At 45.9% G+C, this 23,017-nt stretch carries 23 protein-coding genes; 8 read left to right on the plus strand and 15 right to left on the minus strand.

Going from position 1 to position 23,017, the window contains the following annotated elements; translation table 11 throughout:
• Positions 1-76 precede the first annotated feature (76 nt).
• Together AC8GFU_RS07065 and AC8GFU_RS07070 are read right to left on the minus strand one after the other, a co-directional pair.
• Positions 77-1,414, minus strand: a complete 1,338-nt coding sequence (locus tag AC8GFU_RS07065; protein ID WP_506626433.1) for an ABC transporter substrate-binding protein — start codon at positions 1,412-1,414, stop codon at positions 77-79.
• A gap of 178 nt (positions 1,415-1,592) precedes the next feature.
• A complete protein-coding gene (locus tag AC8GFU_RS07070; RefSeq protein WP_506626434.1) occupies positions 1,593-2,780 on the minus strand; it encodes a glycoside hydrolase family 32 protein in 1,188 nt (395 codons plus the stop codon).
• Between the two features lie 28 nt (positions 2,781-2,808).
• Here AC8GFU_RS07070 and AC8GFU_RS07075 point away from each other — a divergent pair, with 28 nt between their 5' ends.
• The gene (locus AC8GFU_RS07075; RefSeq protein ID WP_506626435.1) at positions 2,809-3,447 is read left to right on the plus strand and encodes a DedA family protein; all 639 of its coding nucleotides are present in this window, start codon (positions 2,809-2,811) and stop codon (positions 3,445-3,447) included.
• Here AC8GFU_RS07075 and pyrE read toward each other — a convergent pair.
• Positions 3,444-3,977 (minus strand): orotate phosphoribosyltransferase, encoded by a 534-nt coding sequence (gene pyrE / locus AC8GFU_RS07080; RefSeq protein ID WP_506626436.1) that lies wholly within the window; start codon positions 3,975-3,977, stop codon positions 3,444-3,446. The genes AC8GFU_RS07075 and pyrE overlap by 4 nt on opposite strands.
• A 44-nt stretch (positions 3,978-4,021) precedes the next feature.
• On the opposite strand from pyrE, the gene AC8GFU_RS07085 reads away from it, so the two are divergent.
• Both AC8GFU_RS07085 and AC8GFU_RS07090 read left to right on the plus strand, forming a co-directional pair.
• Positions 4,022-5,320 carry a DUF1800 domain-containing protein gene (locus AC8GFU_RS07085; protein ID WP_506626437.1) on the plus strand — a complete coding sequence of 433 codons (1,299 nt, stop codon included), beginning with the start codon at positions 4,022-4,024 and terminating at the stop codon, positions 5,318-5,320.
• Between the two features lie 9 nt (positions 5,321-5,329).
• Positions 5,330-6,562 carry a DUF1501 domain-containing protein gene (locus AC8GFU_RS07090; RefSeq protein ID WP_506626438.1) on the plus strand — a complete coding sequence of 411 codons (1,233 nt, stop codon included), beginning with the start codon at positions 5,330-5,332 and terminating at the stop codon, positions 6,560-6,562.
• Here AC8GFU_RS07090 and AC8GFU_RS07095 read toward each other — a convergent pair.
• From AC8GFU_RS07095 to dnaK, 4 genes are read right to left on the minus strand one after another with little or no spacing between them, the layout of a single operon-like run.
• Entirely contained in the window at positions 6,559-6,945 is a 387-nt protein-coding gene (locus tag AC8GFU_RS07095) for a heat shock protein transcriptional repressor HspR (protein ID WP_506626439.1), read from the minus strand. The two genes, AC8GFU_RS07090 and AC8GFU_RS07095, sit on opposite strands and share 4 nt — an antisense overlap.
• On the minus strand, positions 6,942-7,862 hold the full coding sequence (locus AC8GFU_RS07100) for a DnaJ C-terminal domain-containing protein (protein ID WP_506626440.1): 921 nt from the start codon (positions 7,860-7,862) through the stop codon (positions 6,942-6,944). The genes AC8GFU_RS07095 and AC8GFU_RS07100 overlap by 4 nt, the downstream gene beginning before the upstream one ends.
• A gap of 6 nt (positions 7,863-7,868) precedes the next feature.
• Positions 7,869-8,345, minus strand: a complete 477-nt coding sequence (gene grpE, locus AC8GFU_RS07105) for a nucleotide exchange factor GrpE (RefSeq protein WP_506626441.1) — start codon at positions 8,343-8,345, stop codon at positions 7,869-7,871.
• Positions 8,345-10,174 carry a molecular chaperone DnaK gene (dnaK, locus tag AC8GFU_RS07110; protein ID WP_506626442.1) on the minus strand — a complete coding sequence of 610 codons (1,830 nt, stop codon included), beginning with the start codon at positions 10,172-10,174 and terminating at the stop codon, positions 8,345-8,347. Before dnaK ends, grpE begins: the two co-directional genes overlap by 1 nt.
• 163 nt (positions 10,175-10,337) lie before the next feature.
• Between dnaK and AC8GFU_RS07115 the strand changes: the two genes are divergently transcribed.
• The 3 genes from AC8GFU_RS07115 to AC8GFU_RS07125 are packed head-to-tail and all read left to right on the plus strand — an operon-like array spanning position 10,338 to position 14,593.
• Positions 10,338-12,383: a (Fe-S)-binding protein gene (locus AC8GFU_RS07115; protein ID WP_506626443.1), complete on the plus strand. Its 2,046-nt coding sequence runs from the start codon at positions 10,338-10,340 to the stop codon at positions 12,381-12,383.
• Positions 12,384-12,439: 56 nt separating this feature from the next.
• A complete protein-coding gene (locus AC8GFU_RS07120) occupies positions 12,440-13,153 on the plus strand; it encodes a response regulator transcription factor (protein WP_506626444.1) in 714 nt (237 codons plus the stop codon).
• 3 nt (positions 13,154-13,156) lie between these two features.
• Positions 13,157-14,593: a sensor histidine kinase gene (locus AC8GFU_RS07125; protein WP_506626445.1), complete on the plus strand. Its 1,437-nt coding sequence runs from the start codon at positions 13,157-13,159 to the stop codon at positions 14,591-14,593.
• Here the strand turns inward: AC8GFU_RS07125 and AC8GFU_RS07130 are convergent.
• The 3 genes from AC8GFU_RS07130 to dcd are packed head-to-tail and all read right to left on the minus strand — an operon-like array spanning position 14,590 to position 16,666.
• On the minus strand, positions 14,590-15,489 hold the full coding sequence (locus tag AC8GFU_RS07130; RefSeq protein WP_506626446.1) for a M48 family metalloprotease: 900 nt from the start codon (positions 15,487-15,489) through the stop codon (positions 14,590-14,592). The genes AC8GFU_RS07125 and AC8GFU_RS07130 overlap by 4 nt on opposite strands.
• 6 nt (positions 15,490-15,495) lie before the next feature.
• Complete coding sequence (locus AC8GFU_RS07135) at positions 15,496-16,047, minus strand: LemA family protein (protein ID WP_506626447.1); 552 nt, start codon at positions 16,045-16,047, stop codon at positions 15,496-15,498.
• Between the two features lie 40 nt (positions 16,048-16,087).
• A complete protein-coding gene (dcd, locus tag AC8GFU_RS07140; RefSeq protein WP_506626448.1) occupies positions 16,088-16,666 on the minus strand; it encodes a dCTP deaminase in 579 nt (192 codons plus the stop codon).
• Between the two features lie 93 nt (positions 16,667-16,759).
• Here dcd and AC8GFU_RS07145 point away from each other — a divergent pair, with 93 nt between their 5' ends.
• Both AC8GFU_RS07145 and AC8GFU_RS07150 read left to right on the plus strand, forming a co-directional pair.
• A complete protein-coding gene (locus tag AC8GFU_RS07145; RefSeq protein ID WP_506626449.1) occupies positions 16,760-18,583 on the plus strand; it encodes an acyl-CoA dehydrogenase in 1,824 nt (607 codons plus the stop codon).
• Positions 18,584-18,600: 17 nt separating this feature from the next.
• Positions 18,601-19,521: a DMT family transporter gene (locus tag AC8GFU_RS07150; protein ID WP_506626450.1), complete on the plus strand. Its 921-nt coding sequence runs from the start codon at positions 18,601-18,603 to the stop codon at positions 19,519-19,521.
• On the opposite strand, the gene dnaB is transcribed toward AC8GFU_RS07150, so the two are convergent.
• From dnaB to rpsF, 5 genes are all read right to left on the minus strand, one after another.
• Positions 19,518-20,969 carry a replicative DNA helicase gene (gene dnaB, locus AC8GFU_RS07155; RefSeq protein ID WP_506626451.1) on the minus strand — a complete coding sequence of 484 codons (1,452 nt, stop codon included), beginning with the start codon at positions 20,967-20,969 and terminating at the stop codon, positions 19,518-19,520. The two genes, AC8GFU_RS07150 and dnaB, sit on opposite strands and share 4 nt — an antisense overlap.
• Before the next feature lie 353 nt (positions 20,970-21,322).
• On the minus strand, positions 21,323-21,772 hold the full coding sequence (gene rplI, locus AC8GFU_RS07160) for a 50S ribosomal protein L9 (RefSeq protein WP_506626452.1): 450 nt from the start codon (positions 21,770-21,772) through the stop codon (positions 21,323-21,325).
• 12 nt (positions 21,773-21,784) lie between these two features.
• Positions 21,785-22,072, minus strand: a complete 288-nt coding sequence (rpsR, locus tag AC8GFU_RS07165) for a 30S ribosomal protein S18 (protein ID WP_445822043.1) — start codon at positions 22,070-22,072, stop codon at positions 21,785-21,787.
• Between the two features lie 82 nt (positions 22,073-22,154).
• A complete protein-coding gene (locus AC8GFU_RS07170) occupies positions 22,155-22,658 on the minus strand; it encodes a single-stranded DNA-binding protein (protein WP_506626453.1) in 504 nt (167 codons plus the stop codon).
• Positions 22,659-22,713: 55 nt separating this feature from the next.
• Positions 22,714-23,001: a 30S ribosomal protein S6 gene (gene rpsF, locus AC8GFU_RS07175; protein ID WP_445822045.1), complete on the minus strand. Its 288-nt coding sequence runs from the start codon at positions 22,999-23,001 to the stop codon at positions 22,714-22,716.
• Between the last annotated feature and the right edge of the window lie 16 nt (positions 23,002-23,017).

Below are 23,017 nucleotides of genomic sequence, written 5' to 3' on the forward strand. Positions count from 1 at the left end.
AATCATCCTGAGGCGAATTGCTCCGCCTCAGGATGATTCTATTACTTATTGTTAACTTGAAAAAGTTTCGAAGAAATTACTTCTTCGCTCCTCGCCAAGTCTTTACTGAGCCCTTCCATGCATCCTGAATCGCCTTAGCAAGATCTGCTGAACTGATCTTGTCGGTGAAGTACTGCTGCATAGAGACCTTACCTACTGTCTCTTGGAGACCAGCTGGGTAGTAAGTGTTGATCCACTCAAGTGTCTTACCTGCTGCAACAAACTTTGCGATATCGCGAGCCATGTTTGTAGCTGGTTGAACCTTGAAGCCGTTGTACACGGGGATGAATCCCATGCCGCCCTTAGTTACTGGGTCAGCAACAAAGTGCTGTCCCTTATCTGATGTGTATAGCCATGTAAGGAAGTCAATTGCGCCATCGCGCTCTGCCTTAGTTGACTGCTTTGCATCGATCATGAAGTAACCAGGTACACCAACTGGAATTGAATCATTTCCATATGTTGTTGCTGTTGTGCTGATTGGAAGAGGCATGATTCCGAAATCAGTTCCTGGAGCAGCGGTCATCAAGTTTGGCTCTGTCCAGTTACCCTGGAACAAGAATCCGTAGTTTCCGCTTGAAAGATCTGCAATTGAAGCATCGTATTCAGTATCAGTTAGGTTAACTGTTGAACCGTTGTACTTCTTTAGTAGATCAAATGTTGATAGCCAGTTCTGGAAAGTAGCATCCTTTGAAAGATCCTTTGTTCCATCTGATAGTGAATCAAGAACTGCTAGACGAGCTTCGTGTGTCTTTCCTGCGTTTGCATGGAAGATGTTTGTGAAGTGTGCACCAAGTGACCACCAGATAGCTGAGAAGTGAATTGCCTTCTTACCCTTACCCTGAAGTACCTTGAATGCAGCTTCTAGATCGCCACGTGTCTTGATCTTTGCTGGATCGATACCTGCATCTGCAAGTACCTTCTTGTTGTAAAGAAGACCGAAAGCTTCAGCAGTTGATGGAACACCAACTTGCTTTCCACCAACATTAGCTGCAGCAAGTAGTCCTGGTGATACAAGCTTTACAAGCTTTGTACCCTTCCAGTCCATAACCTTGTCAGCCATGTCAGGAATCTCTTGAAGTGTGTACATGATTGTTGGAGCATTCTTCGCAGCGTACATTGGAGTTACGTTCTGGAGGAATGTGAGCTTTGCGTCGCCAGGAATTGACTTAAGTGTGTAGCACTTCTGGCTAGCGTTGTAAGCCTTTACTGCTGCAAGGAACTGATCCTTGATTTCTGTCTTGATTGTTCCAAGCATTTCTACAGTTGTCTTCTTTGAACATGTTGCAGCTGAAGCAGTTGGAACTGCAGCTACTGTCAAAGAAATTGCAACTGTCGATGCAGCAAGAACTGCACCTAACTTTGCGAACTTCTTCATGTGTTTCCTTTCGAAAGGGGTTACTAGACGCACGAGAGCACGCCTTGTGTGGGTCAAAAATTACCCCTGGGGTGGGCTTTGGTGAAGAGGTACGCGGTAACGCTTTGCGAAAGATTTGCAGGTTTTTTGCAGTTTTTTGCAGTGGGACCTGAGCGTGAAATTGGGTTAATGCACCTAGTTAAAGGCCAAACGGGCTGAGTTCACGGCTAGTTCTGGGTGTTGGGAAGGTAGCCAGGGAGATACTGCAGATTCCATCCCCTGTAAAGAGCTCCACGGATGATCGATCCACCAGCACCTTCAGGTTGAGCAGTTGCCCAGATGGCTCATAGGGTGCCTCGTAATCATTAACAAAAACTACCTTTTTGTCAGCGTCATATCCAACCCGAACAAAACCTTCTAATCCAATTGACCCTTTTTCCGGAACTAGAGTTTTGATTTCATATGTTGGCTTGCCAAGTGGTTGTTGTGTTAAAACTATTTCACCTTTTACCTTTGCTAATCCAAGTTCACGCGGAATTGTCATCTGCGTTGTCCAAGTTGTTTCTGGGTGGTCTTTTACATCACTCCAATTAGACATCCAGCCTATAAAAATTCTTTTTCCGTTTGGTTCATTGTTAAATGTAATTCCTGCGTAATTATCTTTTCCGTAATCGATCCAACGGGGTTCCTCAGTTGAATAACGCGCAATGAAATTAGTTCCATCAAAATCGCCAATGAAGTATTGAGTTCCCGATCCATATAACCCACCTGGGTTTAACGAGACGATTAACACCCAAACCTCTTCACCATCAAACGTTAATGAAAATAAATCTGGGCACTCCCAAACTCCATCAACTGCTGCTGCGGGGCCAAAATCACTTAAGTGCTTCCAGCAAATTAGATCTTTGGATTCATAAAAAGAGATCTGGTGATCTTGTGGTTGTGCTGCACACATAATCCAATAATCTTGATAACGAAATACCTTTGGGTCTCTAAAGTCTTTTTTGTTCTCATCGAGTACCGGATTGTTTTCATACTTAACAAAAGTACGTCCATTGTCAGTACTACGCGCTATGCATTGTGATTGATGTGTCTCTGTGTGACGCGTGTAAATAGCAACAATGTCATCGCCATCGCTTACTGCGCTTCCAGAAAAAATCATTCCATCTTCTTCTTCAGCGATTGCTACCGGTAAGTGTTCCCAATTTAATAAATCTTTAGAAACTGCATGACCCCATGACATATGTCCCCACTTAGTTCCATAGGGATTATGTTGATAAAAGAGGTGGTATTCACCTTTGTGCCAGACCAATCCATTTGGATCATTCATCCAATTTTGAGCAGGAGTGAAATGTGATGCAGGCCTGTACTCGCGATCTAGTGACACGCGGGAATCATAGGCTAGCCTCGTCCGCATGAACCTCTTCGATGCCCACTCGATCGTCTCGGAATTAGGCCTGGCTGGGGTCTTGGCGATTATTTTTGCCGAGACTGGCTTGCTGATTGGCCTCGCATTTCCTGGAGATTCTCTTCTATTTATTGCAGGTGTTGCAGCATCAGGTTCAGGTGCAGCGATTCTTGGCGATGCGCATTTACCCGCTGCGTTGTTGTTTGCGTTGGCACCGATTGCAGCAATTGCTGGTGGAGAAACCGGTTATTGGATCGGAAAAAAGTATGGCCGTGGATTATTTGATCGTCCCGATGGTCGCGTCTTTAATCATCAAAAGGTTTTAGCAACAGAAAAATGGTTACGTAAATATGGAACAGGCAAAGCGTTAGTACTTGCACGCTTTGTTCCATTTGTTCGCACACTTATTAATCCGATGTGCGGTGTTATTGGTTTAGATAAAAAGCAGTTCCGCACGTGGAATATCGTCGGCGGAATTCTGTGGACTGAATTAGTTATCGGCCTTGGTTACATTCTTGGTGATGTTTTAAAGGGTTCGGTAGATAAATACCTATTGCCAGTCATTGGTTTAATCATTGCAATTAGCTTGATTCCAGTTGTGATTGAACTCTTTAAAGAGTGGCAATCAAAGCGTTTTAAAAACTAAAGACCAAGATCTGCTAACTGATAAGCGGCGCGGTATTCATACCCTGCCTCTTTAATCTTTGGTTCTGCTCCGCGTTCAACAATTACTGCAACGCCTACAACAATTGCACCGGCTTCGATTAACGCTTCGACAGCAGTAAGAACAGAACCGCCTGTTGTCGAAGTATCTTCAACAGCTAGAACACGCTTGCCCTTTACATCTGGGCCTTCAATGCGGCGCTGCAGTCCGTGTGCTTTTTCAGCTTTGCGAACTACAAATGAATCAATCTTCTTTCCTTGCGCGGCAGCTACGTGCATCATTGCTGTTGCAACAGGATCTGCACCAAGTGTTAGACCACCAACCGCTTCGTAATCAAGATCTTTTGTTAGATCCAGCATGACCTGACCAACAAGTGGAGCGGCCTCGGAATCCAATGTCACGCGACGTAGATCTACGTAGTAATCAGCCTCTTTTCCGCTGGAAAGAATGACCTTTCCGTGCACAACGGCCTTCGTAAGAATCTGTTCCCTGAGAGTTTCGCGTGAGTTCATGCGAGAACCTTACCTTGTTGATGAATCCGTTCTATGGTCAGGACATGAACGCACAAAGGCTTGAAACATCGCGATTATTTCATCGCTTCGCCTTTGGGCCACGTCCCGGGGAGTACGCACAAGCGATTAAAGATGGGGTTGGTGCAACCCGAACAAAGATGCTTGCAGTTCCAGCTGTTGATGCAGGTGCTGCAAAGGTGGTGGTTCCAACAATTACAAATTTAGGGCCACGACCTGCACCGAACAGTAAAGAGATTGTTCCCTTTGCAATTGAAATGCGTTTCCAAGTTCAGCAAATGGTTATGTGGTGGCTAGATCGCATGGCGCTAAGCGATCATGGTTTAACAGAACGTATGACCTGGTTTTGGCATGGACATTGGGCAACTTCGGTTCAAAAACTTAATTACGCAATGCCGATGTTTAATCAAAACAACACCTTGCGCACACATTGTTTAGGAAACTTTAAAGCGATGTCCCGCGCAATGATTAATGATGGTGCGTTGCAATTTTGGTTAGATGGTCAGGACAGCACATTAGTTCAGCCCAATGAAAATCTTGGTCGCGAGTTAATGGAGCTTTTTGTTTTAGGTGTTGACCGTTATAGCGAAGATGATGTTAAAGCTGCGGCTCGTGCATTAACTGGATATCAAGTAACGCGCAGCAGCGGAGCGGTTACCTTTAATGCAAAACGACATGATCCAAATCCAATTACTATTTTGGGAACAACGCAGGCATTCACCGGCGAAACCTTGTCTGATTTCTTAGTTGCTCGAAATGACAATGCAACATTTATCGCAGAACGTTTGTGGTACCGATTTATTTCAAGTACTGAAACGATGCCTGCAACATTTTCTGCACAATCAGCTTTTGCTAACCGCGAAATATCAGCAGCTGTTAATGCGATGGCAAATGATGTTGCTATGCGGGATGAAACATATGCGATGGTGAAATCTCCTGTTGAGTGGTTTATCTCTGCTTGCCGCGCTTTAGGATTAACTCCATCCGCGCTTAAGACTCCAGCGCAGCTACTGAACTACCTGGACAAGCTTGGCCAGGTGCCATTTAGCCCGCCAAATGTGGGTGGTTGGCCCGCTGCTGAAGCCTGGTTGTCATCTGCAACAGCGCAGTATCGAATCGCTTTTGCGGGTTGGTTAATTAAGCAAAGTGATTTATCAGCTTTAACTTCAATTCCGGTTGGTTCACGAGTGTTAAAGAGTGCGGATTGGTTAGGTGTTCCTGAATGGAGCAGCCGCACACAATCTGCATTGCGTGAATCTATAAATGATCCTGCGCAGTTTGCCTTGTTAGCGTTGTGCAGCCCTGAATACATAGTGAGTGCATAGGAGATATCAATGGATACAGTCACTCGCAGAAAATTCTTACAAATGACATCTGGCGCTGTTGCAGTTGGTGCTGCAGCTCCGTTGCTGAGTATTGATCAGATTGCACAAGCAGCAATTGATCGACCATTGCCAGCTAATACTCCAATTCTTGTTGTTGTAACTTTGTACGGCGGTAACGATGGGTTAAACACAGTCATTCCATTTACCGATCCGATTTATTACTCATCACGTCCAGATATTTCATATAAGGCTGCAGATGTTTTGCCACTTGATGCAGAGCTTGCTTTGAATCCTGCGATGAAGGGTTTGAAAGAGTTATGGGATCAAAAGAAGGTTGCGATCATTCGTGGAGTTGGTTATCCAAACTCTGATCATTCGCACTTTTCTTCAATGGCTAAGTGGCAAACAGCATCTCCTGCAAAACATATTTCCACTGGATGGCTTGGTCGTTGGGTGGATACACAAACCGAAGATCCAATGCTGGCAATCTCATTAGGTTCTGTTTTGCCTCCGCTGCTTGCAGGTGCAAAGCGAAGTGGTTCGGCTCTTCCATTAGGTGGATTAGTTATTCCAAAGGGAACCTTGGCTTCGCAGTGTGCGCAGCTATCAAAGCCTGCCAAGAAGGATTCAAAGTTGATGGCAGCTGCGGCAACCTCGATGCGAAACCTATTTAGTATTTCCGGAAATGTTCAGCCAGTGCTTAAAGCACCTGCTCCTGTTTCACCTGATCTACCTACAACTAATGGCGGAAACGCTGGCGGAGATAGCAATTTAGCCCAGCAGTTAGATGTGGTTGCCAAGCTCATTGCCGCCGGATCGCCGACAAAGGTGTGGTCTGTTTCATTAGGTGGTTTTGATACCCACGCTAACGAGGCAAATGCGCAAGCAGAATTATTGGGTGTTGTTTCAGATTCGTTGTCCCGTTTCATGGGTCAGTTAAAGGCAACTACTCGCAGCAATGATGTAACGATCATGGTCTATAGCGAGTTCGGGCGTCGTGTTGCAGGTAATGGATCACAAGGAACAGATCACGGAACATCGGGACCAATGTTTGTTATTGGAAACAATGTGAAGGGTGGCTTCTACGGAGAACAACCATCGTTAAAGAATTTATACAAGGGTGATCTAGCGGTAACTACAGATTTCCGTGATGTCTATGCAACGGTTATTGAAAAAGTCTTGAAATCACCAACTGGTCCAACACTTGGAACCTGGACCGGCCGAGTTAACTGTTTAAATTAATTCTCTTCTTTGTAAACAATAACTTCAGATTTACGTCGAGCAGCTAAACCTTTTGGTGGATTTTGTTTTAACAACGCATCTACTTCGATGCGCAACTGTGCGACCTCAACAGCCATATTTGCTATTGCAGATTCCAATTCGATAATGCGCTTGATACCTGCGTGGTTGATTCCTTCTCCGACAAGTTTTTGAACTGCGCGAAGCAGGGCGATATCGCGAAGTGAGTAACGACGGTTACGACCTTCGGTGCGTGAAGGTGAAACCAAACCTAACTTGTCATATTGACGCAAAGTTTGTGGGTGCATCCCTGAAATTTCAGCGGCAACTGAAATTACATAAACGCCAGCATCATCATCTGGCAAAGCGTTTTTCTCGTCGCTCATATCTTCGCCTTATTCGCAAAATCTGAACGCACATCTTCACTTGCAGTCTCTTCTGCAAACTTCTTCAATGCATCTAGCGCTTTTCCATCAACGCGCTGTGGCACCTGTACTTCTACGGTGACTAATAAGTCGCCTGTAGTACTGCCTTTTGTGACCCCTCGGCCCTTAACGCGCAATGTTCGACCGTTAGGGGTTCCGGGAGCAATACGAACTGTTACATCATCACCAGACAAAGTTGGAACCTTGATATCTGCACCAAGTGCAGCTTCGGTAAATGTAACTGGCAAGGTAATTGTTAAGTTTTCGCCTTTGCGAGCAAAGATTGGGTGAGGTTTTACATGCAATTGAATAAACAGATCGCCAGGACCTGCTTCTCCTTGTGCACCCTTACCTTTAACACGAATCTTTGCACCGTCATGAACACCTGTTGGAACTCGTGCAGAAATGTTTTGCGATCCGCCACGTTCCATTCCTAAACGAAGGTCAAGTGTTGTTCCGAAAACAGATTCGCGAAAGGTAATCGTTGCTTCAGTTTGAAGATCTTGTCCTTTGCGTGGACCGCGACGTCCACCACCACCAAAGAGGTTGGAAAAGATATCTTGCGGATTTCCGCTTCCGAAAATATCTCCGAAATCTCCACCTTGGAATCCGCCACCTTGTGGTGCACGGAATCCGCCCTTTTCAAAGAGTGAACGTGCTTCATCATATTCAGCGCGCTTTTTAGCATCAGATAAAATTTCGTAGGCTTCCGATACAGCTTTGAACTGTTCTTCCTTTGCTACATCGCCCTTTGTTTTATCTGGGTGTAGATCGCGAGCAAGAGATCGGTACTTCTTTTTAATCTCATCGGCAGGCGCTTTTTTATCTACGCCAAGGACCTTATAAAAGTCCTTCTCGTATAAATCCTTCGCTGCCATGTGAAATTACGCTCCCGCTGGATCTGTTACAGCTACACGTGCAGGACGCAGTACGCGCTCCTTGTACTTGTAACCTGGTTGCAAAATCTTTGATGCAGTAGGTACTGCAACATCTGCTGATTCATCATGCATTAGTGCTTCGTGAATCTGTGGATCGAAGGCTTCACCTTCGGTACCGTACTTTTCAAGCCCGATGCGTGAAACTATTGAATTTAGCTGGTCTGCAACGGCTTTAAAGCCACCGGTTAGCTCGCCATGTTGTTCTGCGCGATCGACATCATCAAGCAGTGCAAGTAGCTCTGTAAGAACAGCACCCACTGCGCTTTCATGTGCAACTGCGCGATCGCGTTCTACACGCTTGCGGTAGTTTGCATACTCTGCTTGAAGTCGTTGCAAGTCAGCTGTCAGCGTTGCAACCGGGTCAGTTTCCTGACCCGGCTCAACAACCTCTTCAACTACTTGTTCAGTAGTCTCTTCAGTCATTACTTAGTGTCTTCTTCAACTACTTCAGCATCTTCAACACCATCTTCAGATGGAGTTGCTTCGCCTTCAGTTGCTGCACCAGCTGCGTACAACGCTGCACCTAATGCTTGGCTAACAGTTGCAACCTTTTCAGTTGCTGACTTAATCATTTCGTAGTTTGAACCACCAAGTGCGGTCTTAAGTTCTGCAAGAGCCTCTTCAGTCTCTGTCTTCTTCTCAAGTGCTTCACCTTGTGACAACTTCTCTTCATTGTCCTTAATGAACTTTTCAGTTGAGTACAGAAGTGAATCTCCTGCGTTGCGGATCTCTGCCTCTTCCTTGCGCTGACGATCTTCTTCAGCGTGTGATTCAGCATCGGCCATCATGCGCTCGATCTCTTCCTTAGACAGTGCAGATCCACCAGTGATGGTCATGCTCTGCTCTTTACCTGTTCCCAGATCCTTTGCAGAAACATGAACAATTCCGTTTGCATCGATGTCGAAGGTAACTTCGATCTGTGGAATTCCACGTGGTGCTGGTGGCAAACCTGTTAGCTCGAACATTCCTAGCTTCTTGTTGTAAGCAGCCATTTCACGTTCACCTTGGTATGCCTGAATCTGTACAGCTGGCTGATTGTCATCAGCTGTTGTAAATACTTCGCTGCGCTTTGTAGGAATTGTTGTATTTCGCTCGATCAACTTTGTCATCACGCCACCCTTGGTTTCGATACCAAGTGACAGCGGAGTAACGTCTAGGAGCAATACATCCTTAACTTCACCCTTCAAAACACCAGCTTGTAGTGATGCACCAACTGCAACAACCTCATCAGGGTTTACGCCCTTATTTGGCTCCTTGCCGCCAGTTAATTCCTTTACTAGCTCTACAACTGCTGGCATACGAGTTGATCCACCAACAAGTACAACTGAATGAATGTTTGCAATTGGAATTCCAGCATCCTTTAGAACAGCTTGGAATGGCTTCTTGCAACGCTCTAGTAATCCTGCAGTTAACTGCTGGAACTGTGCACGTGTAATTGTTTCATCCATGAACAGTGGATTCTTTTCAGCATCAACTGTGATGTATGGAAGATTAACTGAAGCAGATTGTGATGATGACAGTTCGATCTTTGCCTTTTCGGCAGCTTCACGAACACGTTGCATCGCCATCTTGTCTTTTGTTAAATCAATTCCATTTGCAGAACCAAATGTTTGTACTAGGTGATCAACAAGTGCTTGATCCCAGTCATCTCCACCAAGGTTGTTATCGCCATTAGTTGCCTTAACTTCAACAACACCATCGCCGATTTCCAACAGTGAAACGTCAAATGTTCCACCACCAAGGTCGAATACAAGAATTGTTTGTTCCTTATCAGCCTTATCTAATCCGTATGCGAGCGCTGCAGCAGTTGGCTCGTTGATAATACGAAGAACGTTAAGACCTGCAATTTCGCCAGCTTCCTTTGTTGCCTGACGTTGCGCATCATTGAAGTAAGCAGGAACAGTGATAACTGCATCAGTTACTGTCTCACCCAAATACGCTTCAGCATCGCGCTTTAACTTTTGTAGTACGCGTGCAGAAATTTCTTGTGATGTGTACTTCTTGCCATCGATATCGATAGTCCAGTTAGTACCCATGTGACGCTTAACGGAACGGATTGTGCGTTCGACGTTAGTCACTGATTGACGCTTTGCGACCTCACCAACAAGGACCTCGCCATTTTTTGCGAATGCCACGATCGATGGGGTTGTGCGTGCACCTTCTGCGTTGGCGATAACTGTTGGCTCGCCACCTTCAAGAACGGATACGCAGCTGTTAGTTGTACCGAGGTCGATTCCGACTGCTCTAGCCATTGTGTGTGCTCCTTTTGTCCCTCTCGAGCCTGATTTAGGGTCGAGGCCTGCTGAACCTGAGTCGATCTTACCTAAAAGGTTGAGTCGTCGCGACTCAGGTTTCTATCTAGTGGAACACAGGAGGGTGGGTGAATATTCCCCGGTACGGCCATAACCTGAGCCCATGAACCTCGCACTCGCAGGCCTTTCCTATGGCATCACAGTTGTAGCTCTAGTCCTTCTCGCCGTTCGCACCAAAGCGCTGATCGGTATCTATAAGAAAGGACAACCAGATCCAACGCGTCGCAACGATAAGTCGCAGCGTTTGCGCATGGCAGCTGGCGAAATCTTTGGACACACAAAGATGTTCAACTTCACCGTCGTTGGATTAGCGCACTGGTTTGTGATGGTCGGCTTTGTAGTTTTATTCGGAACTCTTGTAACCGCATATGGGCAGTTAATTAATCCAAAGTTTGCGCTGCCAATCATTGGACACCTTTGGATTTATGAATACATCACCGAATTAATTGCCTGGGCAACCGGTATCGGAATTGTCACCCTAATTGGAATTCGCCAAGTTACGCGTCTGCGCAACAAGCGTTCACGTTTTGCAGGATCAGGAATGGGTAAGGCGTACTACGTCGAGTTCACAATTCTTCTAATTGTTTTCTGTGTAATCGCATTGCGCGGTCTTGAAGGTGCATTGTCAGATGAAACAAAGTGGAACCGCCACTACATCACCACTTGGTTCATCGCTTCGATGTTTAAGTCGATGACACTGTCACAACTTGGTTCATGGATTCAGATCATTGCAACAATCAAGATTGTTGGATCAATGGCCTGGTTCATTGTTATTGCGTCAAATCTAACAATGGGTGTTGCCTGGCACCGCTTCTTGGCTCCATTCAATATTTACTTCCGTCGCAACGCTGATGGAAAATCTTCACTAGGTGCATTGCCACCAATGTTGTCTCATGGCGAGGAAATTAACTTTGAAGATCCTAAGGAAGATGATGTCTTTGGTTTAGGTACACGTGCTGACATAACCTGGAAGGGTTTGTTGGATATGACATCGTGTACTGAATGTGGTCGTTGCCAATCACAATGTCCTGCTTGGCACACTGAAAAACCATTGTCACCAAAGCTTTTAATCATGGCCATGCGCGATCACGCCTTTGCTAAAACCGTTGAAAATGAAGCGTTAGTTGGCGAAAATTCACCAATCAGTTTGGATGTTTTGTGGTCATGTACAACATGCGGTGCCTGTGTAAATGAGTGCCCAGTTGATATCGAACACGTAGATCACATCGTCAACATGCGTCGCTTCCAAGTATTAGTTGAATCAGAGTTTCCATCAGAGCTTGGTGGAACCTTTAGAAATCTTGAAAAAGCTGGAAACCCTTGGGGAGCTAACCGCACAGATCGTGAAGCATGGATCGCTGAATGTGATTTCCCAATCAATGTAATTGATGGCCAACTTCCTGATGAGGTCGAGTACTTGTTCTGGGTTGGCTGTGCTGGTGCATATGAAGAACGTGCAAAGAAAACTACAAAGGCTGTTGCAGAACTTCTGTACATGGCTGGCGTTAACTTTGCGGTGTTGGGCAAGAAAGAAACATGTACCGGAGATCCTGCACGTCGTGCCGGAAATGAATTCCTGTATCAAATTCTTTCTCGCGAGAACATTGAAACCTTTAAAGAAGCGTTCGGTGATCGACCAAAGGGTAAGAAGAAAGTTGTTGTTACCTGCCCTCATTGCTTTACAACAATCGGTCGCGATTATGGACAACAAGGTTTTGAACTAGAAATGGTTCACCATACTCAGTTGCTCAATCAACTGCTTCGTGAAAAGAAGTTATTACCAATCAAGATGTCTCACACTGCAATGACCTATCACGATCCTTGCTACCTAGGTCGTCACAACGAGATCTACCAACCACCACGAGAATTACTTGAAGCAACTGGTGCACAGCTAACCGAAATGCCACGCAACAAGGAACGCTCATTTTGTTGTGGTGCAGGTGGTGGACGTATGTGGATGGAAGAAAAGATTGGTACTCGTATCAACATCAATCGTGTTGAAGAGGCGATCGCTACTGGTGCAACAGAGCTTGCAGTTGCCTGCCCCTTCTGCCGCGTGATGACTAGCGATGGAATGAATGCAAAGGAATCTACGGTTGAAGTCTTAGATGTTGCGCAGGTTTTGCTGCGCTCCGTCAAAGAAGTTTAGGCGTAAATACCACCCATTCTCAGGAAACTTTCAGGCTGTGAGAGCATTCTCTAGCTATGACAACAACCGCAGAAAAGACATTACAGCGCATCTTGGTCGTTGATGATGAATCAAGCATCAGCGAATTGATTTCTACAAGCCTTCGTTTTGTGGGCTTTGATGTTCGCACCGCAGCAAATGGTGCTGAAGCACTTCGTGTAGCTGAAGAGTTCAAACCACATGCAATGGTTCTCGATGTCATGTTGCCTGATCTTGATGGCTTTGAAGTGTGTAAGAAGATTCGTAATGAAGGTGTTGAAACAGGAGTTTTATTCCTGACAGCTAAAGATGGCATGGATGACAAGGTCAAGGGTTTAACACTTGGCGGCGATGATTACATGACTAAGCCATTTTCATTAGAAGAGCTTGTTGCACGCTTGCGCGCACTTCTCCGTCGCACAGGTGTTGATGCAATTGCAATTGATGATGAAAAGATGCGTTTTGCCGATCTTGAATTAGATGAAGCAACACACGAAGTTCGTCGTGCAGGTGAACTACTAGATCTTTCACCAACCGAGTTCGCACTATTGCGATATTTAATTATTAACGCTGACCGTGTTGTATCAAAGGCACAGATCCTTGATCACGTGTGGCAATACGACTTCCGTGGTGACATGGGAATCGTTGAAACCTATATTTCATACCTTCGCAAAAAGGTTGATGCTTTTGAACCACCACTGATTCACACAGTTCGTGGAGTCGGCTACCGCTTGAGAATGCCGCCTAAATAGAAGATGAAGAGTCCGTTTGCGAATTCAAGTTTACGTAATCGTTTAACGATTGGCGTACTTGTACTTTCTGCAATCGGATTTATCGGCGCTGGTGTTGGTGCGCAAGCTCTACTTCGTGATTACTTAATTCATCAAGTAGATGAGCAGTTACTCAGTGTTGTTGGCGGAACAGCGCAACGGCTTGATCAAGCTGGAATTGCCCATGACGATGATGACACCTCAGCTACCTCTGCACGCGCTGTCACACCACTTAATCGCGTACCAACAACGATCTCGGTAACTGTTTTAGATCCATTTGGAAATCTAATTGGTGGCATCGGAGGAGACCTAAACTCCAATCAAATCACTGATTATGTGAAGGGTTTACTACCTGGGCAGGTCGCTGCCTTTGGATCGAAACCTTTCACTGTTCAAGCACCGGGTGCAGATTTCCGGGTTGCAACAACTGTTTTGCCATCCTCACTAGGTTCAGTAATCGTCGCGCAATCACTTCGTGACTTTGATCGAACTACTCATCAAATTGGTGTTGTCTTTTTAATTATCGGTGGAATTGTTTTGCTCTTCATTGCATTTGCTTCACGCCAAGTTATTAAGCTCAGCATGAAGCCATTGAAGAAGATTGAAGAAACCGCTGAACAGATTGCAGCGGGCGATCTTTCTGCACGTCTTGAAAACTTTGAACCAGATACTGAAGTAGGTCGTTTAAGTACATCACTCAACACAATGCTTTCGCGCATTGAAGAGTCCTTTGCTGCGCGCACCGAATCAGAAGATAAGTTGCGCCGTTTTGTTGCAGATGCCAGCCATGAATTACGAACACCACTTACATCGATCCGTGGTTTTGCCGAGCTTCATCGCCAAGGCGCTGTTCCTGAAGGTGAAAAGACTCGTGAACTCATTGGTCGCATTGAAAAGGAATCAATGCGCATGGGGTACTTAGTTGAAGATTTATTGATGCTTGCTCGTATGGATCAATCACGTGAGTTAGTTATGACAGATGTTGATCTTTCTAATTTAGTCACTGAAGCTGTTACATCCGCCTTAGCGGCAGGACCTGATCACCCAATCACTATGGACATCGCACACGATGTTCACACACACGGTGATGCAGACAAGATTTATCAGGTTGTCACCAATTTGCTTGCAAATGCACGTGCGCACACACCTGATGGCACACAGATTCATGTTGCAACCTATTCAAATGAAGATGGTTCTTTTGTAACCGTTGCAGATAACGGTCCTGGCCTTTCTCTTGAGGATCAAGAGCGAATCTTTGAACGTTTCTATCGTGTGGATACTTCACGCCAACGCAATAGCCGCGAAGGCAGCGGACTTGGCCTATCGATCGTTGATGAGGTCATGAAAGCCCACGGCGGAACTGTTTCGGTAGCCTCAGAACCAGGTAATGGCGCTACTTTCACGCTGCATTTCAAGATTTAGTTCAGGGACTCCATAGATTTTAGAACCGCAATACGTTCTTCAATCGGTGGGTGGGTAGAAAACAACTTTGAAACGGATTTCGCATCCAGTGGAGATTCAATCCAAATATGTGCAACAGCTGTTGAACGTTGATGCACAACAGTTGAATCAGATGCTAAAACTTCCAAAGCAGAACGCAGACCAGCGGGGTTTCGGGTAAAGGAAACCGCTGTCGCATCAGCAAGTGATTCACGCTTACGTGAAATAGCCGATTTAAGCATCATCGCAGCAAGCGGTGCCAAAATTAAAATTACAAGTGAGATAACAAGTGCAATCGGATTGCCATTTCCTTCACGGTTGCGATCTCTTCCGCCGCCAAACCACATCATGCGGGTCAACATGTCACTCAAGATCGCAATCGCCCCCGCGGTGGTTGCCGCGACCGCGCTCACTAAGGTATCTCGGTTAGCAACATGTGCCATCTCGTGTGCGATTACACCTTGCAGTTGATCGCGATCCATTACATCCAAAATACCTGTAGTAAATGCGATCAATGCATGCTCAGGATTACGTCCCGTTGCAAATGCGTTAGGCGCACTATCAACAACGATTGCAACCTTTGGCATTGGCAAACCAGATGCAATTGTGACTTCCTGAATCAAATTAAATAACTTTGGATTATCTGATTCCTGAATTAACTTCGCACCAGTCATTGTTAATACAAGTTTGTCTGATCCGTAGTACGAACCCCACACTGAAATTAGCGCGATACCAACTGCGATTGGAACAATGCCCGCAGTACCTTGACCGAAGTAGGTAAGTGCTGCATACACAACAACCCACACAAGTGCGCCCATACCAACGAGCAAGCCAATTGTTTTGCGGCGATTAGCCGCTTGCATCGTTCTAAAGTTCATTGGTAATTAGAAAGTAACTTTTGGTGCGTTGCGATCTTGAGGATCTTCCACCTCGTAGAACTCGCGCTCAGTTACCTTTGCAAGACCAGCAAAAAGGCTGCTAGGTATTGTTTTTACAGCTGTATTGAGCGAGCGCACATTGTCATTGTAGAACTGACGTGAGAAGGCAACCTTGTTTTCAGTTGTTGAAAGCTCTTCTTGTAATGACAAAAAGTTTGATGATGCCTTTAGATCTGGGTACGCCTCGGCGACTGCAAGTAATCCACGCAACGCTTGTGTAACCATTCCATCAGCTGCTGCTGTGTCTGCAACAGATGAAGCCGATGTTGCCTTTGCACGTGCTGCTACAACGGCATCAAATGTTGATTGCTCATGCTTTGCATATCCCTTAACTGTTTCAACCAAGTTAGGAATCAAATCTGCACGACGCTTTAACTGAACCTCGATCTGCGCCCATGCTTCATCTACTGTGATGTTCAAGCGAACCAAACGGTTGTATTGAGCGATGATAAAGACAGCGATAAGAGCAATGACGCCAAGAACGATAATTGTTTTCATATCTAATTAAACCGCGCTTTCCGTCGGTTTATTCCGACGACTAGTTGATCTTCGACTTATGGAAGTTAAGGAATGAACGGCTAGGGGTTGGGCCACGTTGACCTTGGTACCTAGAACCGTACTTTTCTGAGCCGTAAGGATGCTCAGCAGGAGATGAGAGTTTGATGAGACATAGTTGGCCGATCTTCATTCCAGCGAACAACTTCACTGGAAGGTTGGCAACATTGGAAAGCTCAAGGGTGATGTGACCGCTAAACCCTGGATCGATAAATCCGGCGGTTGAGTGTGTCAGCAAGCCAAGGCGACCTAGTGATGATTTTCCTTCTAGGCGTCCTGCGATGTCATCAGGCAAGGTGATCACTTCGTAGGTGCTTGCAAGAACAAACTCACCTGGGTGCAAGATAAATGGTTCATCGCCTTCAGCAACAACCTCGCGTGTTAGCTCTGGTTGTTCAATTGATGGATCGATGACGCTGTACTTATGGTTTTCAAATACGCGGAAAAACTTATCCAGGCGCACATCAACTGATGATGGCTGGATCATCGCTTCATGGAATGGCTCGCAGCCGACTCGGCCTGCCTCTATCTCTGCGCGGATATCGCGATCGCTAAGTAACACGGCGCGAGCCTATACGCAGAAAGGGGCTGGGTTGGGCAACGAAATACGCTCATAGATCTTGCGTAAGTTACTGGTGGGTAGCACTATTGCCCCATGAGCCATTACATCGCAAACCTCCGTGACATTGAATTCTGCCTCTTCGACCTATTGGGTCGCGAAAAAGTTATGGGCACCGATCCTTATGGTGAGGTCGATCGCGATACTGCGATGGGAATGCTGGAAGAGATGAAACGTTTATGCGAAAACGATCTTGCTGCATCCTTTGTAGAAGGCGATCGCATCGGAACAGATTTCAATAAGGCAACTGGCGATGTAAAGCTGCCTGAAAGTTTTAAGAAGTCATACAAAGCATATGTTGATGGTGAATGGTGGCGTCTTGATGCACCGGTTGAGCTTGGTGGAATGAAGGTTCCTCCATCAGTTCGTTGGGCGATGGCGGAAATGGTGTTGGGTTCAAACCCTGCAATTCACATCTACGCATCTGGTTATGCATTTGCACAGGTTGCATATGTGCTTGGAACAGATGAGCAAAAGAAGATTGCAAAGTTAATGGTTGATAAGCACTGGGGTGCAACGATGCAACTAACAGAACCAGATGCTGGTTCAGATGTTGGTGCAGGTCGCAGCAAGGCTGTTCAACAGCCAGATGGAACATGGCACATCACAGGTACAAAGCGTTTCATTACATCTGGTGATGCAGATCTATACGACAACATTGTTCACTTCACACTTGCACGTCGCGAAGGTGGCGGACCAGGAACAAAGGGTCTTTCACTATTTTTAATTCCTAAGTTCATGTTTGATTTTGAAACTGGCGAAATGGGTAAGCGCAACGGTGTGTATGTAACAAATGTTGAACACAAGATGGGACTTAACGTTTCATCAACCTGTGAAATGAATTTGGGAGAGCATGAGCCAGCTGTCGGTTACCTGCTTGGTGATGTTCACGAAGGTATTGCGCAGATGTTCAAGGTTATTGAATTCGCGCGCATGATGGTTGGAACAAAGGCGATTGCAACACTTTCTGCTGGATATCAGCAAGCACTTTCATACGCGAAGCAGCGTGTGCAGGGCGGCGATATGAAGGTAATGAATGACAAGGCTTCTCCTCGTGTAACCATTATTAAGCACCCAGATGTGCGTCGTTCGCTGATGGTTCAGAAGTCATATAGCGAAGGTATGCGCGCACTAGTGCTGTACACCGCTTCTATTCAAGATGAGATTGAACTTGCTGAAAAGGCAGGGGATAAGGATCGCGTAGCTGACATGGTTGCATTGAATGATCTTCTGCTTCCAGTTGTTAAGGGTTACGGTTCAGAAAAGTCTTGGACACTTCTTGGAACTGAATCACTACAAACATTTGGTGGTTCTGGTTTCACACAAGATTGGCCACTAGAACAGTATGTTCGCGATGCAAAGATCGATACCTTGTATGAAGGCACAACAGCTATTCAAGGTTTGGATTTCTTCTTCCGTAAGGTTGTCAAAGATGGTGGACGCGCACTTGGTCTACTTGGAAAAGAGATTCAGAAGTTTGCAGAAGCCGGTGGCGCAAACGCTGAAGAGAAGCAAGCTTTGCTTAAGGCACTTGGTGATCTCAATGGAATCGTTGGCGTGCTTGTTGGACATGCAATGGAGTCACAATCAGATCCGGTAAAGATTTATCAGGTTGGACTTAATACTTCACGTTGCTTAATGGCCGTTGGTGACATCATCACCGCATGGTTGTTGCTACGCCAAGCAGATATCGCAGTTGATAAACTGCCTAACGCTGGTAAGGACACTGATTTCTACACAGGAAAGATTGCATCAGCGAAGTTCTTCGTTCACAACTTTCTGCCACATATCACCGCAGATCGTAAGATCGTTGAAGGTACCGATGGATCAATCATGGATCTCCCCGAAAGCGCCTTCTAATAAGTTACTCTTGTTAGATGCTTAAGCACCGCCGCAATGAATTACTGCTGATTCTTTCGGCGTTGATGTTTGCCAGCAATGGTGTTTCATCAAAGTTGCTGCTTACCGGTCATATCAGCGCTTGGCGTTTAGCGCAGGTGCGTGCAATTGGCGCAACAACCATTCTCTTTCTCTATTTATTAGTGAAGGCGCGCACCAAGCTGCGCTTAACTAAGGCTGAAATCCCACGGTTAGCTGCGATGGGCGCATTGGGTATCGCAGCGGTCAATGGCACCTACTTTTTAGCGATTTCCCGCATGCATGTAAGCATTGCCCTGCTTATCGAATTCACCGCCCCTGTCTGGATCGTGCTTTATTTGCGGTTTATTAAACGTAAGTACGTGCCAAGCCAGATGTGGATCGCACTGGTCTTGGCGCTAACAGGTTTAGCTTTTGTCGCACAGGTTTGGGATGGATTAACCCTTGATGGCATCGGCGTGATCGCAGCCTTTGCATCTGCATTCGCTGTTGCCTTCTACTTTGTTATCGGCGAAGGAGTTTCACATTCACGTGATGGAGTTTCGCTAACGATGTGGGGATTTTTCTTCGCAGCCCTTACCTGGTGTTTAGTGATGCCGATCTGGAAATTCCCAACGGATGTTTTCACCGTTTCAATTCCGCTTGGCGGGCCGTTTGATTCAACCAATGTTCCTGGGTGGGTTTTAATCCTTTATGTCATTTGTATCGGAACAATCGGGCCTTACCTATGCACCATCGCTGCCTTAAAAAATCTAAGCGCATCTACAACAAGTGCCTTTGGAATGTTGGAGCCGATCTTTGTTGGCGGAATCGCCTGGTTCTGGTTTAGCGAATCTTGGACAATCATCCAATTAATTGGTGGAGTAATTGTTATCGCTGGTATTTATATGGCTGATCAAGCCCGCAGTAAAACTGTTTAAGCTCCGAAATTATCGTCAGGTGCGGTATTTGTAGCTTCACGTTGTTGCGTCCAGTCTTGTCCGCCACCTGGGTTCTGTGGCATGTCATAGAAGCGTGCATAGTGAAGCTGCGCAGAAACTGTAATTGTTCGAGTTGGACCGTTACGGTGTTTAGCAACAATTAGATCTGCTTCGCCAGTACGGTTTTGTGAATCGTACATATCATCACGGTGCAACAAGATAACTACGTCAGCATCTTGTTCGATAGAACCAGATTCACGAAGATCGGAAAGCATTGGCTTCTTATCTGTACGTTGTTCAGGTCCACGGTTTAGCTGTGAGATTGCAATAACCGGAATGTTTAACTCTTTTGCCATCAGCTTAAGGTGACGAGAGAACTCAGAAACTTCTTGTTGACGGTTTTCAACACGCTTACCGCTACTCATCAGCTGTAAGTAGTCAATAACAATGAGTTTAAGGTCGTGACGCTGCTTTAGGCGACGTGCCTTTGCGCGGATCTCCATCATTGAAAGGTTTGGTGAATCATCGATAAACAAAGGTGCTTCAGAGATTTCACCCATACGACGTGCAAGACGAGACCATTCATCATCAGATAAAGATCCTGAACGAATATTGTTGAGACCAACACGTGCTTCAGCGGACAACATACGCATTGTGATTTCACTCTTTGACATTTCAAGAGAGAAGATAACTGATGTCTGTCCATCATGAATTGATGCGTGACGTGCAATATCTAAACCAAGTGTTGACTTACCCATCGCAGGACGTGCAGCCAAGATAATCATGTTTCCTGGGTGCAGACCATGAGTCAACGCATCAAGATCTTTAAATCCAGTCTTAACACCTTCAACACCAATTCCCTTTGAGATCGCTTCAATCTCATCAAGTGCTTGTGGCAACAGCGTTGATAGTTGAACATAATCTTCTGATGAACGTCGTTCAGTAACTGCGTACACCTCTGCTTGTGCCATGTCGACCATATCGTCGACTTCACCCTCAGTTGTGTAACCGTATTGAACAATCTTTGTACCAGCTTCAACTAAACGACGCATGATCGCGTGTTCACGAACAATCTTTGCGTAGTACCCAGCGTTAGCTGCTGTTGGAACTGATGAGATCAATGTGTGCAGATATGGAGCACCACCTGCGCGTGCAATATCTCCGCGCTTTGAAAGTTCGGCGGAAACAGTTACAGCATCTGCGGGTTCTCCGCGGCCGTACAAATCAATAATTGCATCGTAAATTAATTCATGTGCAGGGCGATAGAAATCGCGATCGCGAATAATTTCGATGACATCTGCGATTGCATCCTTGGATAACAACATTCCACCGAGAACAGATTGCTCTGCGATTAAATCTTGTGGTGGTGTGCGCTCAAACTCGGCGCCAACAGAGTTGATATTGGGATCGCGAGGAGGGCGGTTGTTAGGAAGTTCGGCGATGCTCACGCGTAAAACCTCCCATAGGACACTGACAAGTGAGTTACCTGCGTGCGTAACTTAGGGCTTTGCCCCTATCTCAAGCGAGAAAGCTGCGGTGAGCCTGGGGACAAGGGTGTGGATAAGTAGGTGGATAAGGGTGTTTTCCTGTGTAAACACCGGTGGATGAATTGTGCATAACTGTGGATAGTTGGGTATTCAACTACTGAATACGCAGGTCAGAACCGTATTCCAATCACACAGGGGTGTGGAACAAAGTAATTATTCAGATTTCATATCGTGAGATTTAACGATAGAAATAAAAAAGCCCGCCACATAAGTGACGGGCCCCTAGCTTCATTTAGAAGCCGGAATTTATTGAATTACTTGTCAGCAACTACTGACACTGAAACCTTTGCAATCACGTTGTGACCTAGTGAGATCTTTACATCGTGGTTACCAAGCTTCTTGATGTGGCCCTTAGTAGCGATCGAGTGACGATCGATATCTAGACCAGTTGCTGCCTTGATTGCCTGTGCAACATCTTTGTCAGTTACTGAACCAAAGAGTGCGCCCTTAGCGCCAACCTTTGCCTTAGCAACTACTGATGCGCCTTCAAGCTTTGCCTTGATCTCCTTAGCGTGATCGATATCGCGAACTTCGCGTGCTGAACGCGCGCGACGAATGCTTTCGATCTGCTTTTCTCCGCCTTGTGACCATGCGATTGCATTTCCACGTGGCATTAAGAAGTTACGGGCGAATCCATCTTTAACAGTTACAACATCTCCTGCAGCGCCTAGGCCTGCAACTTCACGGGTAAGGATTAGTTTCATAGTCAGATCCCCTTATCGTGCTGATGATGTGTAAGGAAGTAGTGCTACTTCACGGCTGTTCTTTACCGCTGTTGCGATTGAACGCTGGTGCTGTGTGCATGCACCTGTAACGCGGCGAGCGCGGATCTTGCCGCGATCTGAAATGTACTTGCGAAGTGTCGCAATATCTTTGTAATCGATAAATGTGACCTTCTGCTGGCAGAAGCTGCAAGGCTTCTTCTTAAACTTCTTGTTTAAGGCTGCAGCTTTTGCATTCTTATTCTTAGGCTCGCGTAGAGCCTTGTTATTTCTTGCTCCCATTATGGTGCTCCTTTTCGGGCCCTAATTTCTTGTTAAAAACCTTTAACTTAAATTAGGAATGGATGGACGGTTGATTTAGTTTTTAGAACGGTGGTTCGTCGGTAGTAGATGTTCCCCATCCACCACCAGCTGGAGTTGACGATGATGCTGCTGCCCATGGGTCTTCGTTAAATGAATCCGCTGCAGCTGGTGCAGAGTATCCGCCAGCTCCGCCTGCACGCTGGGCCTTTGTGACCTTCGCTGTTGCATTGCGTAGTGATGGACCAACTTCATCTACTTCTACCTCAAAGACGGTGCGCTTTTCGCCCTCTTTAGTTTCATATGAACGCTGCTTAAGACGACCCGAAAGGATGACGCGCATTCCTTTTGTCAGTGACTCTGCAACATTTTCAGCTGCTTGACGCCAAATCTGACACTGAAGGAAAAGGCTCTCGCCATCTTTCCATTCATTAGTTTGCTTATCTAAATAGCGTGGTGTTGATGCAACACGAAACTTTGCAACGGCCGCACCTGATGGTGTGAAACGTAGCTCTGGATCGTCAACTAAGTTGCCGATCATCGTGATTGTTGTATCGCCTGCTGCCATTTTATTTCCTCATCTCTACTCGTGGAGTCCGTGCATTGTCGTGCACACAAAAAGATTATGCGTCTAGACGCATTGCCTTTGTGCGTAACACTGATTCGTTCAAATTAAGCTGGCGATCTAATTCCTTAATCGCTGCTGGTTCGCAGTTCATATCGATAACTGCGTAGATACCTTCGCCTTTTTTCTGAATTTCAAAAGACATACGGCGACGGCCCCACAAGTCGAGCTTGTTGACTGTTCCACCTGAGTCTTTAATGATCTTCAAGTATGTTTCTAGGCTTGGTGTGACTGTGCGTTCTTCTAGTTCTGGATCAAGAATGACCATAAGTTCATAATGACGCATGTGTTAACCCGACCTC

Source organism: Planktophila warneckei (SeqCode) (genome assembly GCF_965234675.1).
GTDB classification, from domain to species: Bacteria; Actinomycetota; Actinomycetes; order Nanopelagicales; family Nanopelagicaceae; genus Planktophila; species Planktophila warneckei.

Excerpts from the sequence above, each read along its gene's own strand:
- AC8GFU_RS07065 (WP_506626433.1), bottom strand. The coding sequence starts at position 1,414 with ATGAAGAAGTTCGCAAAGTTAGGTGCAGTTCTTGCTGCATCGACAGTT.
- AC8GFU_RS07075 (WP_506626435.1), top strand. The coding sequence starts at position 2,809 with ATGAACCTCTTCGATGCCCACTCGATCGTCTCGGAATTAGGCCTGGCT.
- pyrE (WP_506626436.1), bottom strand. The coding sequence starts at position 3,977 with ATGAACTCACGCGAAACTCTCAGGGAACAGATTCTTACGAAGGCCGTT.
- AC8GFU_RS07085 (WP_506626437.1), top strand. The coding sequence starts at position 4,022 with ATGAACGCACAAAGGCTTGAAACATCGCGATTATTTCATCGCTTCGCC.
- AC8GFU_RS07090 (WP_506626438.1), top strand. The coding sequence starts at position 5,330 with ATGGATACAGTCACTCGCAGAAAATTCTTACAAATGACATCTGGCGCT.
- AC8GFU_RS07095 (WP_506626439.1), bottom strand. The coding sequence starts at position 6,945 with ATGAGCGACGAGAAAAACGCTTTGCCAGATGATGATGCTGGCGTTTAT.
- AC8GFU_RS07100 (WP_506626440.1), bottom strand. The coding sequence starts at position 7,862 with ATGGCAGCGAAGGATTTATACGAGAAGGACTTTTATAAGGTCCTTGGC.
- grpE (WP_506626441.1), bottom strand. The coding sequence starts at position 8,345 with ATGACTGAAGAGACTACTGAACAAGTAGTTGAAGAGGTTGTTGAGCCG.
- dnaK (WP_506626442.1), bottom strand. The coding sequence starts at position 10,174 with ATGGCTAGAGCAGTCGGAATCGACCTCGGTACAACTAACAGCTGCGTA.
- AC8GFU_RS07115 (WP_506626443.1), top strand. The coding sequence starts at position 10,338 with ATGAACCTCGCACTCGCAGGCCTTTCCTATGGCATCACAGTTGTAGCT.
- AC8GFU_RS07120 (WP_506626444.1), top strand. The coding sequence starts at position 12,440 with ATGACAACAACCGCAGAAAAGACATTACAGCGCATCTTGGTCGTTGAT.
- AC8GFU_RS07125 (WP_506626445.1), top strand. The coding sequence starts at position 13,157 with ATGAAGAGTCCGTTTGCGAATTCAAGTTTACGTAATCGTTTAACGATT.
- AC8GFU_RS07130 (WP_506626446.1), bottom strand. The coding sequence starts at position 15,489 with ATGAACTTTAGAACGATGCAAGCGGCTAATCGCCGCAAAACAATTGGC.
- AC8GFU_RS07135 (WP_506626447.1), bottom strand. The coding sequence starts at position 16,047 with ATGAAAACAATTATCGTTCTTGGCGTCATTGCTCTTATCGCTGTCTTT.
- AC8GFU_RS07145 (WP_506626449.1), top strand. The coding sequence starts at position 16,760 with ATGAGCCATTACATCGCAAACCTCCGTGACATTGAATTCTGCCTCTTC.
- AC8GFU_RS07150 (WP_506626450.1), top strand. The coding sequence starts at position 18,601 with ATGCTTAAGCACCGCCGCAATGAATTACTGCTGATTCTTTCGGCGTTG.
- rplI (WP_506626452.1), bottom strand. The coding sequence starts at position 21,772 with ATGAAACTAATCCTTACCCGTGAAGTTGCAGGCCTAGGCGCTGCAGGA.
- rpsR (WP_445822043.1), bottom strand. The coding sequence starts at position 22,072 with ATGGGAGCAAGAAATAACAAGGCTCTACGCGAGCCTAAGAATAAGAAT.
- AC8GFU_RS07170 (WP_506626453.1), bottom strand. The coding sequence starts at position 22,658 with ATGGCAGCAGGCGATACAACAATCACGATGATCGGCAACTTAGTTGAC.
- rpsF (WP_445822045.1), bottom strand. The coding sequence starts at position 23,001 with ATGCGTCATTATGAACTTATGGTCATTCTTGATCCAGAACTAGAAGAA.